The following is a 15,476-nucleotide window of genomic DNA, read 5'->3' on the forward strand; positions in this document are numbered from 1 at the left end:
TCATTCGTTATAGGCCACGCGAATGACCGCGAGCCAGTTATAACGCGGATCGAGCACGGTGCCGTCGGGCTCGGCCAGCATGCCCTCATCGGTCACCGGAACATGGGTGAGCGCCACGGCATCCTGCACATTGCCACCGATGATGCTGATCTGGCCCGGCGCTTTGGCAACGACGATGCCGCAATGGGCCGCAAAGCGGCCGGCCGGCAGTTGCGCATAGGTGAGGTCGGCGGCGCGACCGCGCCCGGTGCAGATGAGATCGCCAAGCGCCGGCGCATAGGCATTGGGGGGCGCCGCGGCGATGGCATAGGGGCCGCCCTGGTTGAGCGTCTGCTCCACCGCGTCGTCGATATAGACGCTGTGCGCCTCGGCATAGGGGAAGGCCGCCCCCGCCCCCGCCATCCGCATGACGAAGGAGATGAAGGCGGCCGACCAGGCGAAACTTCCGTCATCCTGGGGCGGAAAAACTTCACCCTCGGCATCGTGCTTACCGGTCCAGCCTGCGCTCGTCAGGCTGTTATTCATGCCGATCCACCAATAGAGGCCGACGCGCTGCCAGAAGCCGGGCTGTCGTTCGGCCTTGGTATCAGGGTCCACGGGGCCGGCCGTGCGCGGATCGGCATCGTACACCACCTGCCCCCAGGCGCGCCATTCGGCATAGGCGATGGCGATCGCGGCGGTCCGGCTGAACTGGCCGAAGCAGTGGCGGATGAAGGGCGGCTCCTGCGGGTCATCCGTCTGCGCGAGGCAGGTGGCGAGCGAGGGCGGGCGCAGCCAGGCGCCGGAGCGGGATTGGCGCCCAGGCCCGGCGCAGGCGGAGAGCGCGAGGCCAAGGCACAATAGCGCAGGCGCGGCGCGCCACCCGGGCAGGCGGCGGATCACGCGTATTCGGGAAAGAGCGAGAGGAGCCCTGCCTCGCTCGCCGGCACGCAGCCGCGTTCGGTGATCAGCCCCGTCACCAGCCGCGCGGGCGTCACATCGAAGGCCGGATTGGCGGCAGCGCTGCCGCGCGGCGTCACCCGGATAGTGGCGAGGCCGCCATCCTCGGTTTGACCGGTCATCTGGGTAACTTCGCTCGCCGACCGTTCCTCGATCGGGATTTCGCGCACTCCGTCGCGGATCGTCCAGTCGATGGTGGTGGAGGGCAGCGCGACCCAGAAGGGCACGCCATTATCCCGTGCCGCAAGTGCTTTGAGATAGGTGCCGATCTTGTTGGCGACATCGCCCTCGCGCGTCACCCGGTCCGTCCCCACGATCACGAGATCGACCGCGCCGTGCTGCATGAGGTGGCCGCCGGCATTGTCCGCAATCACAGTATGGGGCACGCCGTGGCTGCCCAACTCCCAAGCGGTGAGCGAGGCGCCCTGGTTGCGCGGGCGGGTTTCGTCCACCCAGACATGGAGATCGATGCCCTCGTTATGCGCCTTATAGATCGGCGCCAGCGCGGTGCCCCAATCGACGGTCGCGACCCAGCCGGCGTTGCAGTGGGTGAGGATGTTGACACGGCGGCCCGGCTTGGTGGCGGCCTGGATGAGGCCGAACCCGTGGCGCCCGATCGCTTCGTTCTGCGCGACATCTTCATCGGCGATGGCCGCCGCTTCGGCATAAGCCACCGCGAGCCGTGCCGCCGCGGGCAGGGGGCGCAGGCGCGCAAGCATGCGGTCGAGCGCCCATTTCAGGTTGACGGCGGTCGGCCGTGTGGCGGCGAGCATGGCGGCATCGCGCTCCATCGCATCGCTCGAAGGATCGCGGCGGAGCGCGAGGCAAAGCCCATAGGCGGCTGAGGCGCCGATGAGCGGCGCACCGCGCACGCGCATGGTGCTGATGGCTTCCGCCATCTCCTCTGCCGTGGTGAGGCGCAGGATGCTGAGGGCCCAGGGCAGCTTCGTCTGGTCAATGATGCGGACGGACCATCCGTCCTGATCCATCCAGATGCTGCGATAGGAAATCCCGCCGATATTCATGCTTGGTTACTCTGTGCTGAAGGCCCGGTGATATGCTGATGGAGAACGACGATAAGGCTGAAAAGCCGGCGGGCGGTGTCCTGGTCGAGATCCACCTTGCTTGCCAGCCGGGCAGAGACGAGGGCCGCCGCCTCATTGTGTAAGCCGCGCCGTCCCATGTCGATCGCCTGGATGCGCGCTTCCCGGCCCTCCTGCACGGCCGCGGCGTAACTGTCGAGCATCAGGACATAATCCTTGATGATCCGGCGTAAAGGGCCGAGGGCGAGGCCGATGACGGTGATGGGTTGCATTGCCTCGTCACGGATGTCGAACAGGAGCCGCCCGTCCTGGATGGACAGCGCGAGCACGAAGGGGCCGTCTCCGGCGCCACGGGGCGCGAAAAAGCTGCCCTGCTCGAGATCCTGCACCGCTTGCGCGCGGTCCGCCTCGATCATCGGCGGCAAGCGATTCGCCATCGCCTCGCTCAGAATGACGCGTGACAGGCGAGGCTCGCGCGGCTTCACGGTTTCGCTCATGCCGCCGCCGGTCTTTTGGAAACGTGCCGCGCACCGTCCGGCCGCGCGTCATCGCGCCGCGCCGCGCCGGCGCGGTTTTGCATCCGGCGGGGGAGGCCGCGTTGCGCCCTGTTCAACCGAAGCTGCGCGCAGGAGAGGGACGATCGTCTCGGCAAGCAGAAAATCCTGACCTCTTTGTAAAACTTATGGTCTCATGCAGTGACACGATCAGAGAACGAACGCGGCCGGTTCAAGCCTCGGCGGGGGCGCCACAAGGCGGAGGCGCTGGGGATCTATAGTCGAATTCGGCCTTGCGAGGAAGCATGTGCGGCCAGCCTGGACTCCTGCGAATCGGCGCAACCGCGCGCACCGCGCCGGCCGAACGTGGTTGGGTGGCATCCGATACCGCTGCCCGCCACCCTGGAATGGCTGTATTGCGGTGCGGCCGAGCGGCTGCCGCCCGGATGCGCCGACCGAGGCTTGCGCGGGGATTCAGCAAAATAAACGGACATAGATATAATAAAGAAGAGTTCAAATTCTGTGGGGTTTGGTTGATGCGTCTCTCTGCCCTGCCCATGGGTTCCGGCGGCATCGCCCCGCCAATAAAACTTTGGCAGCCTCTTTCATGTGATCGCCTTTTTCTTGACACCATGATTCGAGACTTGAGATAGCGTGGAGACGGAGTCGTTCCGCGATGCTTGTCTTTGGTCAAGATCGGCCGAGGCTTGATGATCCATCGGTGGCGGAGCGGGATAGGAGAGGCTGCCCCAAGCGGCTTCGCGAGGCGGCAAATTGTTTTGAGTTGGAATTAGAGGGCGGAGGAGACGCTGCCTGTACTGGCAAGAACCAAGCTCTGGCGTAGCGGGGAAGCGCTTTCCTTCAGGCGAATGAGGCAGGCCCGAACGGTCGGGCCGAGACGGATTGCAAAACGATTAATCAGGATCAAGGAGTTTAATGCCGTGACAAAGGATAGAGCGGGCGAAACGGCGACTGCCCCGCAAGCCCAGGCCCTGGCGATGCGCGCGCCGACGCGCCGCGCGCCTGCGAAGCGCGCAACCGCGACCGCCGCGAAGCCGGCCAGCCGCAAGACCGTGGCGGCAAAGACGCCCGCCAAGAAGGCTCCGGCGAAGACCGCGGCGAGCAAGCCGCGCGCTGCCGCGAAATCCACCAAGGCAGCTGCGCCCACGCGCGCTAAGGCTAGCGCGAGCGCCAGCAAGTCGGCGAAGACCACCGCGCGCAAGACGACCGCGACCGCGACGCGGCGGACGACGGCTGCGGCCAAGCCGGCCGCCGCACGCAAGACGGCGACAACCGCGAAGCGCGGCGCCGCCAAGGCGGCTGCGCCCGCGCGCAAGACAGCGACGGTGCGCAAGGCGGCTCCTGCCGCGGCACGCAAGACCACGACCACCGCGAGCCGCAAGGCAGCGACGCCTGCGCGCAAGGCCGCGACCACCGCATCGCGCAAGGCGCCGGCGGCTGCCGCGCGGAAGAGCGCCGTAGCCTCGCGCAAGACCACAGCGGCCAGCGCGCGCAAGCCTGCGGCGACGCGCAAGGCGACGCCCGTCGCCGCCCGCAAGACCGCGGCAAGCGGCCGCAAGACCGCCGCTGTCGCCGCGCGCAAGCCTGCGTCGGCGAGCCGCACGACGGCCACCACGCGCAAGGCACCGGCACGGGCCGCAGCGCCGCGCCCTGCCGCGAGCAGCCGCAAGACTAGGACCGCGACCGCCACGCGTGGCCGCCGTGCGGCGGCCACGCCGATGGTCGAGATCGAAGCCCTGACGCTGCCGATGAGCGAGGCGACACCCGCCCCGGTCGAGAAGAAGACGCGCCGCCCGCGCAAGGCCAAGGAGGCAGTGATGCCGGCCATGCCGAGCGATGAGATGCCGCATGAGCCTTCCGAGGCGATGGATGGCGGCCTGAGCGAGGGCAGCGAGTCAGACGAAGGCTAACCAACGCCTGTCTTCGTCGCGGTGGTCGCCACCGCGACGAAGATCAGGCATGGTCGATGAAGGGTCTGTCTGGGTTCAGGGAACGAGCAGAGACCGGCCGAGCCTCGGTGCCCGGGCGAGACACATCGCCCGGGCATGCTGCGTTTTTGTGTCCGATATCTCCACCGATGAGAGGGAGACGCATGCCTGGCTGACGCCCGCGCTCGTCCCTCGCTTGCGGAAGCGGCGCCGCAGCCAGTGCCCGCCCTCAGACTTCCTCGATGGCCCCTGGTTCGACTAGAGCGCGAAAGAGCGCAGCCTGATCTCCCCAGTCCGGCAAGGCTTGCCCGGCTTGCCAGGAGGCTTCCGAGAGGGCCTGGCGCACCGCGGGGTCGAAGATCAACCGTCGCAGCGCCTTCGAGAGCTGCACAGCGTCCCCCGGTTCGACGATCGCGCTTCCCAACTCGGGGATGACTTCCGGTGCCGCCGCGCCCCGCGTAATGGCCAGCGGCAGCCCGTGGCGGACAGCCTCCGCCACCGCCATGCCATAGCCCTCATAGATACTGCCGGAGACGAAGACATCGGCTGACTGCCATAGCGCCTCCATCTCGGCATCCGATTGCGGGCCGAGAAAGCGAAGCCGATGGCCGATGCCGAGATCGGTGCTCAACTGCATCAGATAGCCCGCGTGCCCGGGATCGACCGTCGCGTCACCGCAGATGGTGAGAGACCAGTCAAGGTCCGGCAGTCGCTCCAGAGCGCGCAGGACGGTCTCATAGCCTTTCCGAGGGATGAGGCTGGCAACGGCGAGCAGGTGGCAGCCCGCGCCGCCCGATCCGACGCTGCGCGCCGCGCGCGGCACGCCCGGCGTCAGCACGGTGATCTTTGCCGGGTTGATGCCGATCGTCTCGACGAGGTAGCGCTTGCCCGCCTCGCTTGGTACCGCGATCTGGCGGACATGCGGCAGCAGGTCACGCTCCGTCGTTTCGAACAGGCGACGCTCGCCCTCCGGCAGTTGGGGCTCGGCCGACATCGCATGGTGCAGCATGATCAGAGCGCGGGAGAGTTTGCCGCCCAGCCCGGCGAAAGCGTAGAAGCAGAACCCGTCGATGACGAGGGGCATGCGAGGGATGGTCGCATCCGCCTCCATCTCCGCGATGAGCCGTGCGGCTTCTGCCCGGGCCGCCGCGTCCGGCATCGGATGCTGGCCTCCAAGTTGATCGAAGCGCACCGCTTCCCCAGCCCTGCCGAGGACTGCGGCGAGACGACGGCCGAAAACCATCGCGCCGGTCGTTGCCGGGAAGTTTCCTGGCACGATCCACCGGATCATCGTCGTCCGCTCAAATCTTCAGATGGTCGGGGATGGTGAAGCCGAGCCGGTCCGGAATGTCCCAGACTTCGCGCACGGCGCGCGTGCGGCGGAAGCCGACCTTCTCATAGGCCGGCAGCGCTCGCGGATGATCGGCCGTGCAGGTATTGACCGTCATGCCGCGAATAGGGCCGGACCAGGCATTCTCCACCGCATGGCGCAGGAAGGCAGTGCCGAGCCCGCGCCCCAAAGCATGCGGCATGAGGCCAAAATAGTTGAGGTTGACCATCGGCCAATAAGAGGCGTCGAGTTCGTAGAAGCCTGCCGGCTCGTCATCGAGGTAGAGCACATGGATCGCCACCTGCGGATTATGCAGGACGGCGGCCAATTCCTCATCCGGCATCACCCGGCGCAGCCACCACAGATAGGGATGCCCGACCTTGGTCTGCAGATCGCGATAGGCTTCCACCGTCGGCTGGCGGAGCGGGCGGACGCTCGCATTCGGCGGCAGGGCGGGCACCGGCGTCGTCGGCCGTTCTGTCATTCTGAGGAAGGTTACGACCACGCCGACCCGTGTGGTCGGCTCCGCATCCCGCATCATTCTGCCTCTCGCCCGCCCCAGCAATCCGCCAAGCACGCTCAATCGTCCAGGAAGCTGCGGAGCTTGCGGCTGCGGCTCGGGTGTTTGAGCTTGCGCAAGGCCTTGGCCTCGATCTGGCGAATGCGCTCCCGCGTCACGTTGAACTGCTGGCCGACTTCTTCCAGCGTGTGATCGGTATTCATGCCGATCCCGAAGCGCATCCGCAACACGCGTTCCTCGCGCGGGGTGAGGCTTGCCAGCACACGGGTCGTCGCTTCGCGCAGATTGGCCTGAATGGCGGCATCGAGCGGGATGACGGCGTTCTTGTCCTCGATGAAATCGCCGAGGTGGCTGTCTTCCTCGTCGCCGATCGGCGTTTCGAGGCTGATCGGCTCCTTGGCGATCTTGAGCACCTTGCGCACCTTTTCGAGCGGCATGCCGAGCTTCTCGGCCAGTTCCTCGGGCGCAGGCTCGCGGCCGATCTCGTGCAGCATCTGGCGCGAGGTGCGGACGAGCTTGTTGATCGTCTCGATCATATGGACGGGGATGCGGATGGTGCGCGCCTGATCGGCGATCGAGCGGGTAATCGCCTGGCGGATCCACCAGGTGGCATAGGTGCTGAACTTGTAGCCGCGGCGATATTCGAACTTATCGACCGCCTTCATCAACCCGATATTGCCTTCCTGGATGAGATCGAGAAACTGCAGGCCGCGATTGGTGTATTTCTTGGCGATCGAGATGACCAAGCGAAGATTGGCCTCGATCATCTCCTTCTTGGCGCGCGCGCTATCGCGCTCGCCCCGGCTCACCGTTGCATAGACGCGGCGGAACTCCTCGATCGAGAGGCTCGCATCATTGGCGATGCCGGCGATCTGCGCCCGGAGATCGGTGATCTGCCCGCTATGCTTCTGGGCGAAGAGCTGCCAGCCCTTGCCCTTGAGGCTGCCGACACGCTCCATCCAATTGGGGTCGAGCTCGTGTCCGCGATATTCCCGGAGGAAATCGTCGCGCGGCACCTTGCAGGATTCGGCGAGGCGCAGAAGCTGCCCTTCGAGCGCGGTGAGGCGCTGGTTGAGCTCCTTGAACTGGGCGACCAGTTCCTCGATGCGGTTGTTGTGCAACCGCACCTGCCGCACGCGCGCGACAAGTTCCTCACGCTGCTTGGTGTAGCTCTTCTCCGAGCGGAGGTTCATCTCCTCGCCGCTCGTGATCGATTCGAGCCGCTTGTTCTGAACCTTGTGCAGCTTTTTGTAGAGGTTCTCGATCTCGTCAAAGGTCGCGAGCGTCTCGGGCTTGAGCTTCTCTTCGAGCGCGGAGAGGGAGAGGTTACTACCCTCACCATCCTCGTCCTCACTGTCATCCCCGGCGTCGAAGCTGGCGGGCGCGGGTGCCGGCTCCTCGGCCTCGCCTTCGCTTTCCCCTTCGCCTTCGGCGGGCGGATTGCCCATGCCCTGGGTCGCCTCCAGGTCGATCACGTCGCGCAGGAGGATCTTTCCCTCCTTCAGCGCCTCATGCCAGCCGACGATGGCGCGGAAGGTCAGCGGGCTTTCGCACAAGCCGCCGATCATCATGTCCCGCCCGGCTTCGATCCGCTTGGCGATGGCGATTTCGCCCTCGCGCGAGAGCAGCTCGACGCTGCCCATCTCGCGCAGATACATCCGCACCGGATCGTCGGTGCGGCCGGCATTCTCGGCGTTGACATTGCCACCGGCCTCGGGGGATTCCTCCTCCTCGGCATCGAGCGGCTTGGCGGCGACAGCGTCACCCTCCTCGCCCTCTTCGCTTTCGATGACCTGGATGCCCATCTCGCTGAGCATGGACATGACGTCCTCGATCTGCTCGGAGCTGTTCTGCTCCGGGGGCAAGACGGCGTTCAGCTCATCGAAGGTGATATAGCCGCGCTCCTTGCCCTTAGAGATCAGGCGCTTGACGGCGCCCGACTGGGTATCGAGCGTGGTTTCGGCGTCGGCATCGGGCGCGGGGGCCTCGGCAGTCGCATTCGGCTTGGTTGCCATCTTCACCCCTCTCCGCCGCAAAACTCGGTCGTCATCATCATCGTCGTCATCTTGTCCCGGTCAGGGATTGGCCGATCGTCACAGGCCCGTCTCGCTCTCGCCACGGCGTATGCGCTCCCAGGAAGCAGCCAGGGCGATCAATCTGCGCTGATTTGTCTCGGAAAAATCGACTTCGCACGCTCGCTGAGCTGCCCTGACATCCGCCTCGATGTGAGGCCCGCGCATGAACCCGTAAATCTGCCACCAGTGCGACGCCGCATCGGCCGGCGCCGCATCCGGCATGGTGCAAGCCGGCAGCGGGCGCGAGCCGAGGACGGACGAAAGTACCGCATCATATCCCAGCGAGCGGAGATGGCCATTCAGCGCCGCCCTGTCAAGCTGCGGATGGTCATCCAACCATGCAAACAAAGCATCCCGCAGCCGGGAAAATTCCTCGGGGAGGTCAAGGTTGCTAAGCGGTTCTTCAAGATCGGGCAGCAGCACGGGGTGGGTCAGCAGAATGGCAAAAAGTACGCGCGCCCGCTCGGCGACCTGGCGGTCTTCGGTCGCGACCGGGCGAGGGCCGGTCGGCACGATCGGCGGTGGGGCGGGCCCGACCCGGCCGCCTGGCCCGCGCGTCACGAAGCGCTGGCCGCGCGCGGCGCGCTGATCGGCATAGAAGAGATCGCGCAGGGCGCGGAGGTAGGAGCTGGAGAGAGCGCGATCGGGGATGGCGCGGGCGATCTCGCCCAGCCGGCGGTCAAGCTTCGCCCAGGTCTCGGGCGATGTCGGGCCGACCTCGCGCTTGAGGAGGCCGTACAGCGCCGGCACCAGCGCATCGCGCGCCAGGGCTTCGGCCATGCCTTCGCGCCCATGGCGAAGGAGAAGGCTATCGGGATCCTCCCCGGGGGGAAGCGAGACCACACCGATCGAGCGTTCGGCGGTGAGGAGCGGCAAGGCAAGGGCCACGGCACGCAGGCCAGCGCGGGCGCCCGCTGCATCGCCATCGAAGCAGAAGACCGGCCGCTCCTCATACTGCCAAAGCGTCTCGATCTGCTCGGCGGTGATCGCGGTGCCTAAAGGAGCGACGGCGGCGAAGCCTGCCTGGGCGAGGGCGATGACATCCATATACCCTTCCACCACGACGAGGCCCTGGCGCGGCGCTTCCGCCCGTGCTCGCCGGCGGCTCGCGAGTATCGCGCGGGCGATGTCGAGCCCGTAGAGATTGCGGCGCTTGGAAAAGAGCGCGGTTTCCGGCCCGTTGAGGTATTTCGGCTGGCCATCGCCCATGATGCGGCCGCCGAAGCTGATCATCCGGCCCCGCGCGTCCCGGATGGGAAACATCACCCGACCGAAGAAGAAATCGGCGAAGCGACCGTCCTCGCCGCGCTTCATCAGCCCGGCCTCGACGAGGCGCGGCTGATCGATCCCGGCGCGGGCCAGTTCGGCGGCAAGCTCCCCCCGTCGGCCGCCGGAGAAGCCGAGCCCGAAGCGGCGGATGGTCTCCTCGGTCAGCCCGCGCTTGCGCAGATAGTCGCGCGCCGCCTGGCCCTCGGGCGCTGCCAGGAGGCGCTGGTAGAGGGTCGCCGCCGCTTCCAGCACCTCATGCAGATCGGCGCGGCGTTTCTCGGCCGCGGCAGCTTCGGGCGAGGGTTTCGGCACGTCGAGCCCGGCCTCGGCGGCCAATTGCTCCACCGCTTCCATGAAGCCCGCATTCTGCGTCTGCATCACGAAGCTGATGGCATCGCCATGCGCGCCGCAGCCGAAGCAATGGTAGTGATCGGCATAGACGTAGAAGGAGGGCGACTTCTCGTTATGGAACGGGCAGCAGCCCTTCCAATCCCGGCTGGAGCGGGTGAGCTTCACGCGCCGGCCGATGAGCGTGGGCAGCGGCGTGCGCGCCCGCAGTTCTTCGAGAAAGGAGGGGGGAAGCGCCATCGGCGGCGCTTCAGCCGGCCAGCTGTTCTTTCACGATGGCGCCGATGCGCGCCATGTCGAGCGCCGCACCGTGCCGCGCTTTCAGCGCCGCCATGACCCGGCCCATATCCTTCATCGCGCTGGCGCCGGTCTCCGCCATGGCCGCGCGGACCGCCGCCTGCATCTCGGCCTCGTCCAGGGCGCGGGGCAGGAAGTGCTCGATCACCAGGATCTCGGCCTGCTCGCGGGCGGCGAGTTCCGGCCGGTTGCCCTTCTCGTAGAGTTCGATCGCTTCGCGCCGCGGCTTGATCATGGAGCGGAGCAGCGCCAGCACCTCATCATCGGGGATCTTCTCCACCCCCTTGGGGCGGGCGGCAATATCCGCCTCCTTCAGCTTGGCCATGATGAGGCGGATGGCGGAAAGCCGTCCGCTATCCCCGGCCTTCATCGCCTCCTTCATCGCCGCCGTAATCTCGTCTCGGATGCTCATTCACGTCTCTCCAGCGGCCCGTCGCCAGTATGGGAATTTTCTTCCCGAGCGCTGGCGACGCGGTTGAATTGGGAAATAACTTCCCGTATGTGAAGCCCATGCCTCTTTCAGTCAATGATATCGTACAACGTCTCGGCGGTCCCGAAGCGGCGGCGCGGCTGACCAATGTCAGCCAGGAGGCGCTGCGCAAGTGGAAACAGTCGGGCGCGATTCCGTCGAAACATTGGCGCACCATCATCGCCGCCGCCGGCCTCCGCTTCGAGGATATGCCCGGCAGCGCGAGCGACCCCCAAGCGAAGGACGTTCCGACCATGCCGGATGCCGCCGAGACCGCGATGCCCCTGCCGCCCGAAGGGGCGACCGCCGTGCTGGTGCTGGCCGATGGCAGCCTCTGGTGGGGGCGCGGCTTCGGCGCGCACACGCCGGCGGGTGAGGGGCGGGTGGGCGAGGTCTGCTTCAATACCGGCCTCACCGGCTATCAGGAGACGATGACCGACCCTTCTTTCGCCGGCCAGATCGTCACCTTCACCTTTCCGCATATCGGCAATGTCGGTGCCAATCCGGAGGATGACGAGGCGCCGAGCCCCGCCGCCCTCGGCCTTGTCACCGCCCAGGACATCACCGAGCCTTCCAACTGGCGCGCCACCCGCCATTTCGCTGGCTGGCTGCAGGCCATGGGCCTACCCGGCATCGGCGGCATCGATACCCGCGCGCTGACCGCCCGCATTCGCGACGGCGGCGCGCCGAGCGGCGTGCTCTACTACCCTGCGAGCGGGAGTTTCGATATCCCGGCGCTGACGGCGCAAGCGACTGCCTGGCCCGGCCTCGAAGGCATGGATCTCGCGAAGCAGGTCTCCTGCACCCAGAGCTACGACTGGGATGCGATGGTGTGGCAATGGGGCATGCCGCAGGCTCGGCAAAGCGCGCCCCGCCATCATGTCGTCGCGGTCGATTACGGCGCCAAGCGCAACATCCTGCGCAGCCTCGCTTCCGCCGGCTGCCGGGTGACGGTGGTGCCCGCCACCGCGACGGCGGAAGAGATCCTGCGCCATGAGCCGGACGGGCTGTTCCTCTCGAACGGGCCGGGAGATCCGGCGGCGACCGCGGCATACGCGGTGCCGGCGATCCGCGGCGTAATGGAGAAGGGCCTGCCGATCTTTGGCATCTGCCTCGGCCACCAACTGCTCGCGACCGCGCTTGGCGCGCGCACCTACAAGCTCGCCCGCGGGCATCGCGGCGCCAACCAGCCGGTCAAGGATCTGGCGAGCGGAAAGGTCGAGATCACCAGCCAGAACCACGGCTTCGCGGTCGATGAGAAGTCGCTGCCCGAGGGGGTCGAGGTCAGCCATGTCAGCCTCTTCGACGGCAGCAACGAGGGAATTCGCGCGCCGGGGCAGAAGGCTTTCTCGGTGCAGTATCACCCTGAGGCGAGCCCTGGCCCCTCCGACAGCCACCACCTGTTCCATCGCTTCGTCGCGATGATGGATGCCGAGAAGGCGAAGGGTTGAGATCATGCCGAAACGTACCGACATCCGCTCCATCCTCATCATCGGCGCCGGGCCCATCGTCATCGGCCAGGCTTGCGAGTTCGACTATTCCGGGGCCCAGGCCTGCAAGGCGCTGCGTGAGGAAGGCTATCGGGTCATCCTCATCAACTCGAACCCGGCGACGATCATGACCGATCCGCAGATCGCGGATGCGACCTATATCGAGCCGATTACCCCGGAATTCGTCGAGCGCATCATCATGCGCGAACGGCCCGACGCGCTGCTGCCGACCATGGGCGGGCAGACCGCGCTCAATACCGCCCTCGCGCTGGAGCGGGCCGGGACGCTTGCCAAGCACGGCGTCGAGCTGATCGGCGCGAAGGCCGACGTGATCGACCGCGCCGAGGACCGGCTGAAATTCCGCGATGCGATGACCGAGATCGGCCTCGAAAGCCCGAAGAGTGCGATCGCCCATACGATGGAGGAAGCGCGCGCCGCCCTCGCGCTGGTGGGCCTGCCGGCGGTGATCCGGCCGAGCTTCACGCTTGGCGGCACCGGCGGCGGCATCGCCTATAACAAGGCGGAGTTCGAGCGGATCGTCTCCGGCGGGCTCGAAGCCTCGCCCACGACCGAGGTGCTGATCGAGGAGAGCGTGCTCGGCTGGAAGGAATACGAGATGGAGGTCGTGCGCGACAGCGCCGACAACTGCATCATCGTCTGCTCCATCGAGAATGTTGACCCGATGGGCGTGCATACGGGGGACAGCGTGACGGTGGCGCCGGCACTGACGCTGACCGACAAGGAATACCAGCGCATGCGCGATGCCTCGATCGCTTGCCTGCGCAAGATCGGCGTCGATACCGGTGGTTCGAACGTTCAGTTCGGGCTGAACCCCGCCGATGGCCGCATGGTCGTGATCGAGATGAACCCGCGCGTCTCCCGCTCCTCGGCGCTCGCCTCCAAGGCGACCGGCTTTCCGATTGCCAAGATCGCGGCGAAACTCGCCGTCGGCTACACGCTGGACGAGCTGAACAACGACATCACCCGCACCACGCCGGCGAGCTTCGAGCCGACGATCGACTATGTGGTGATCAAGATCCCGCGCTTTACCTTCGAGAAGTTCCCAGGGACCCCCGCGCTGCTCTCGACCAGCATGAAGTCGGTCGGCGAAGCGATGGCGATTGGCCGCTCCTTCGCGGAAGCGCTGCAGAAGGGCCTGCGCAGCATGGAGACGGGCTATGCCGGCCTCGATGCGATCGAGCCGCCGGGCGATGGCACGGCGGAAGCCTTCCGCGCTGCATTGTCCGAGCCGCGGCCGGACCGACTGCTGATGGCCGCACAAGCCATTCGCGCCGGGCTGCCGCTTGCCGATATCCACGAATGGTGCAAGTTCGACCCCTGGTTCCTGGGCGAGTTGAAGCGCATCGTCGATGCCGAGGCCGTTGTGGCGGCACAGGGACTGCCGCAGACGGCGCTCGGCCTCCGCGCTCTCAAGGCGCTGGGCTTTTCCGATAAGCAACTGGCGCGGATCGCCGGGCAGACGGAACCTGCGGTCGCCGCCTTGCGCGCCCGGCTCGGCGTGCAGCCGGTCTATAAGAGGATCGACACCTGCGCCGCGGAATTCGCCTCCGCCACACCTTATATGTACTCGACCTTCGCGGCCGGCTTCGGCCAGCCGGTCTGCGAAAGCGACCCGACCGACCGGCGCAAGGTGATCATCCTCGGCGGCGGCCCGAACCGGATCGGCCAGGGCATCGAGTTCGACTATTGCTGCGTCCATGCCGCCTATGCGCTGAAGGAGGCCGGCTACGAGACCATCATGGTCAACTGCAACCCGGAGACCGTGAGCACCGATTACGATACCTCCGACCGCCTCTATTTCGAGCCGCTGACCGCCGAGGATGTGATTTCCCTCGTCCGCCGCGAGCAGGAGCGGGGCGAGGTTCTCGGCTGCATCGTGCAATATGGCGGGCAGACGCCGCTCAAGCTTTCCCAGGCGCTTTCGGCCGCCGGCATTCCGCTGCTCGGCACCAGCGCGGATGCGATCGATATCGCCGAGGATCGCGAGCGCTTCCAGGAGCTGCTCCACAAGCTCGCGCTGCGCCAGCCGGAGAATGGCATTGCGCGCTCCACCGCCGAGGCTGAGGCGATCACCGAGCGGATCGGCTATCCGGTGGTGATCCGCCCGAGCTACGTGCTCGGTGGCCGGGCGATGGAGATCGTGCATGATAAGGCGCAGCTTGCGCGCTACATGCGGGAAGCCGTGCGGGTTTCGGGCGAAAACCCTGTCCTTATCGACCGCTATCTGAACGACGCGATCGAGGTGGATGTGGACTGCATCGCCGACGGGCGGGATGTCTATGTCGCCGGCGTCATGGAGCATATCGAGGAGGCCGGGATCCATTCGGGAGACAGCGCCTGCTCGCTGCCGCCTTATTCCCTTTCTCCGGCCATCATCGAGGAGCTGAAGGCGGAAACCGTGGCCCTTGCCCGGGCCCTGCACGTCGTCGGCCTCATGAACGTGCAATATGCGATCAAGGACGAGACGATCTACGTGCTCGAAGTCAATCCGCGCGCATCGCGCACGGTGCCCTTCGTCGCCAAGGCAACCGGGGTACCGGTGGCCAAGATCGGCGCCCAGGTGATGGCGGGGGCCAGCCTCTCGGGCTTTGATCTCGCGGACCATTCCGCCGGCCCGCATGTCGCGGTCAAGGAATCGGTCTTTCCCTTCGCGCGCTTCCCCGAGGTGGATACGATCCTCGGGCCGGAGATGAAATCGACCGGTGAGGTGATGGGGCTCGATACCAGCTTCGCCCGCGCCTTCGCCAAGGCGCAGCTTGGCGCCGGGGTCCGGCTGCCGATGGCGGGCACCGTGTTCCTTTCGGTCAAGGATACGGACAAGGGGGCGCTGGTGCCGCTGGCGAGACGGCTGGTGGAGATGGGCTTTTCGATCATGGCGACGCGGGGCACCGCGGCCCGCATCCGCGAAGCCGGCCTCGAGGTCAAGACGGTCGCCAAGGTGCTGGAGGGGCGGCCGCATTGCGTCGATGCGATCCAGTCCGGCGAGATTCAGATGGTGGTCAATACCGCATCCACCCCGCAATCGGTGAAGGATAGCTTCGCCATCCGCCGCAGCGCGCTGACCGAAGGGGTGCCGCACTTCACCACCCTGGCGGGTGCCCGTGCCGCCGTTCACGCGGTGGCGGCCATGAAATCCGGCCCGCTTGAAGTTGCGCCGCTACAGTCCTACTTTCGTTCCCCATTCTGAGGCAGGGGCCGGTTCGCCAACGCGATCCGGCCGGATTGCTGTGTA

12 protein-coding genes are annotated in these 15,476 nt (G+C 66.6%); 3 read left to right on the forward strand and 9 right to left on the reverse strand.

The features are described 5' to 3' along the window. From ACYQ7X_RS14000 to ACYQ7X_RS14015, 4 genes are all read right to left on the reverse strand, one after another. On the reverse strand, positions 1–882 hold the full coding sequence (locus ACYQ7X_RS14000; RefSeq protein WP_459697668.1) for a DUF2272 domain-containing protein: 882 nt from the start codon (positions 880–882) through the stop codon (positions 1–3). Beyond that, the gene (gene mtnA, locus ACYQ7X_RS14005) at positions 879–1,964 is read right to left on the reverse strand and encodes an S-methyl-5-thioribose-1-phosphate isomerase (protein ID WP_459697669.1); all 1,086 of its coding nucleotides are present in this window, start codon (positions 1,962–1,964) and stop codon (positions 879–881) included. The genes ACYQ7X_RS14000 and mtnA overlap by 4 nt, the downstream gene beginning before the upstream one ends. Next, positions 1,961–2,479, reverse strand: a complete 519-nt coding sequence (locus tag ACYQ7X_RS14010; protein ID WP_459697670.1) for a UPF0262 family protein — start codon at positions 2,477–2,479, stop codon at positions 1,961–1,963. Before ACYQ7X_RS14010 ends, mtnA begins: the two co-directional genes overlap by 4 nt. A 787-nt stretch (positions 2,480–3,266) precedes the next feature. Continuing rightward, positions 3,267–3,740, reverse strand: a complete 474-nt coding sequence (locus tag ACYQ7X_RS14015) for a hypothetical protein (RefSeq protein WP_459697671.1) — start codon at positions 3,738–3,740, stop codon at positions 3,267–3,269. Between the two features lie 82 nt (positions 3,741–3,822). Between ACYQ7X_RS14015 and ACYQ7X_RS14020 the strand changes: the two genes are divergently transcribed. Beyond that, positions 3,823–4,407 carry a hypothetical protein gene (locus ACYQ7X_RS14020; RefSeq protein ID WP_459697672.1) on the forward strand — a complete coding sequence of 195 codons (585 nt, stop codon included), beginning with the start codon at positions 3,823–3,825 and terminating at the stop codon, positions 4,405–4,407. Positions 4,408–4,654: 247 nt separating this feature from the next. On the opposite strand, the gene ACYQ7X_RS14025 is transcribed toward ACYQ7X_RS14020, so the two are convergent. From ACYQ7X_RS14025 to ACYQ7X_RS14045, 5 genes are all read right to left on the reverse strand, one after another. Continuing rightward, positions 4,655–5,716 carry a glycosyltransferase family 4 protein gene (locus tag ACYQ7X_RS14025; protein ID WP_459697673.1) on the reverse strand — a complete coding sequence of 354 codons (1,062 nt, stop codon included), beginning with the start codon at positions 5,714–5,716 and terminating at the stop codon, positions 4,655–4,657. A 10-nt stretch (positions 5,717–5,726) separates the two neighbouring features. Then, positions 5,727–6,293, reverse strand: coding sequence for a GNAT family N-acetyltransferase (locus tag ACYQ7X_RS14030; protein WP_459697796.1), 567 nt, complete (start codon positions 6,291–6,293; stop codon positions 5,727–5,729). A 41-nt stretch (positions 6,294–6,334) separates the two neighbouring features. Beyond that, on the reverse strand, positions 6,335–8,290 hold the full coding sequence (gene rpoD, locus ACYQ7X_RS14035) for an RNA polymerase sigma factor RpoD (RefSeq protein ID WP_459697674.1): 1,956 nt from the start codon (positions 8,288–8,290) through the stop codon (positions 6,335–6,337). Positions 8,291–8,368: 78 nt separating this feature from the next. Continuing rightward, positions 8,369–10,207, reverse strand: a complete 1,839-nt coding sequence (gene dnaG, locus ACYQ7X_RS14040) for a DNA primase (protein WP_459697675.1) — start codon at positions 10,205–10,207, stop codon at positions 8,369–8,371. A 10-nt stretch (positions 10,208–10,217) separates the two neighbouring features. Beyond that, positions 10,218–10,676 (reverse strand): GatB/YqeY domain-containing protein, encoded by a 459-nt coding sequence (locus ACYQ7X_RS14045; protein WP_459697676.1) that lies wholly within the window; start codon positions 10,674–10,676, stop codon positions 10,218–10,220. 98 nt (positions 10,677–10,774) lie between these two features. Between ACYQ7X_RS14045 and carA the strand changes: the two genes are divergently transcribed. Together carA and carB are read left to right on the forward strand one after the other, a co-directional pair. Continuing rightward, positions 10,775–12,184 carry a glutamine-hydrolyzing carbamoyl-phosphate synthase small subunit gene (carA, locus tag ACYQ7X_RS14050; protein WP_459697677.1) on the forward strand — a complete coding sequence of 470 codons (1,410 nt, stop codon included), beginning with the start codon at positions 10,775–10,777 and terminating at the stop codon, positions 12,182–12,184. Positions 12,185–12,188: 4 nt separating this feature from the next. Beyond that, the gene (gene carB, locus ACYQ7X_RS14055; RefSeq protein ID WP_459697678.1) at positions 12,189–15,431 is read left to right on the forward strand and encodes a carbamoyl-phosphate synthase large subunit; all 3,243 of its coding nucleotides are present in this window, start codon (positions 12,189–12,191) and stop codon (positions 15,429–15,431) included. The last annotated feature ends 45 nt before the right edge of the window (positions 15,432–15,476 follow it).

It is taken from the genome of Acidisoma sp. C75, assembly GCF_054665095.1.

What these genes read in the sequence shown, in the direction of transcription:
- carB (WP_459697678.1), top strand. Translation starts at nt 12,189, where the DNA reads ATGCCGAAACGTACCGACATCCGCTCCATCCTCATCATCGGCGCCGGG.
- ACYQ7X_RS14025 (WP_459697673.1), bottom strand. Translation starts at nt 5,716, where the DNA reads ATGATCCGGTGGATCGTGCCAGGAAACTTCCCGGCAACGACCGGCGCG.
- dnaG (WP_459697675.1), bottom strand. Translation starts at nt 10,207, where the DNA reads ATGGCGCTTCCCCCCTCCTTTCTCGAAGAACTGCGGGCGCGCACGCCG.
- ACYQ7X_RS14045 (WP_459697676.1), bottom strand. Translation starts at nt 10,676, where the DNA reads ATGAGCATCCGAGACGAGATTACGGCGGCGATGAAGGAGGCGATGAAG.
- ACYQ7X_RS14030 (WP_459697796.1), bottom strand. Translation starts at nt 6,293, where the DNA reads ATGCGGGATGCGGAGCCGACCACACGGGTCGGCGTGGTCGTAACCTTC.
- carA (WP_459697677.1), top strand. Translation starts at nt 10,775, where the DNA reads ATGCCTCTTTCAGTCAATGATATCGTACAACGTCTCGGCGGTCCCGAA.
- mtnA (WP_459697669.1), bottom strand. Translation starts at nt 1,964, where the DNA reads ATGAATATCGGCGGGATTTCCTATCGCAGCATCTGGATGGATCAGGAC.
- rpoD (WP_459697674.1), bottom strand. Translation starts at nt 8,290, where the DNA reads ATGGCAACCAAGCCGAATGCGACTGCCGAGGCCCCCGCGCCCGATGCC.
- ACYQ7X_RS14010 (WP_459697670.1), bottom strand. Translation starts at nt 2,479, where the DNA reads ATGAGCGAAACCGTGAAGCCGCGCGAGCCTCGCCTGTCACGCGTCATT.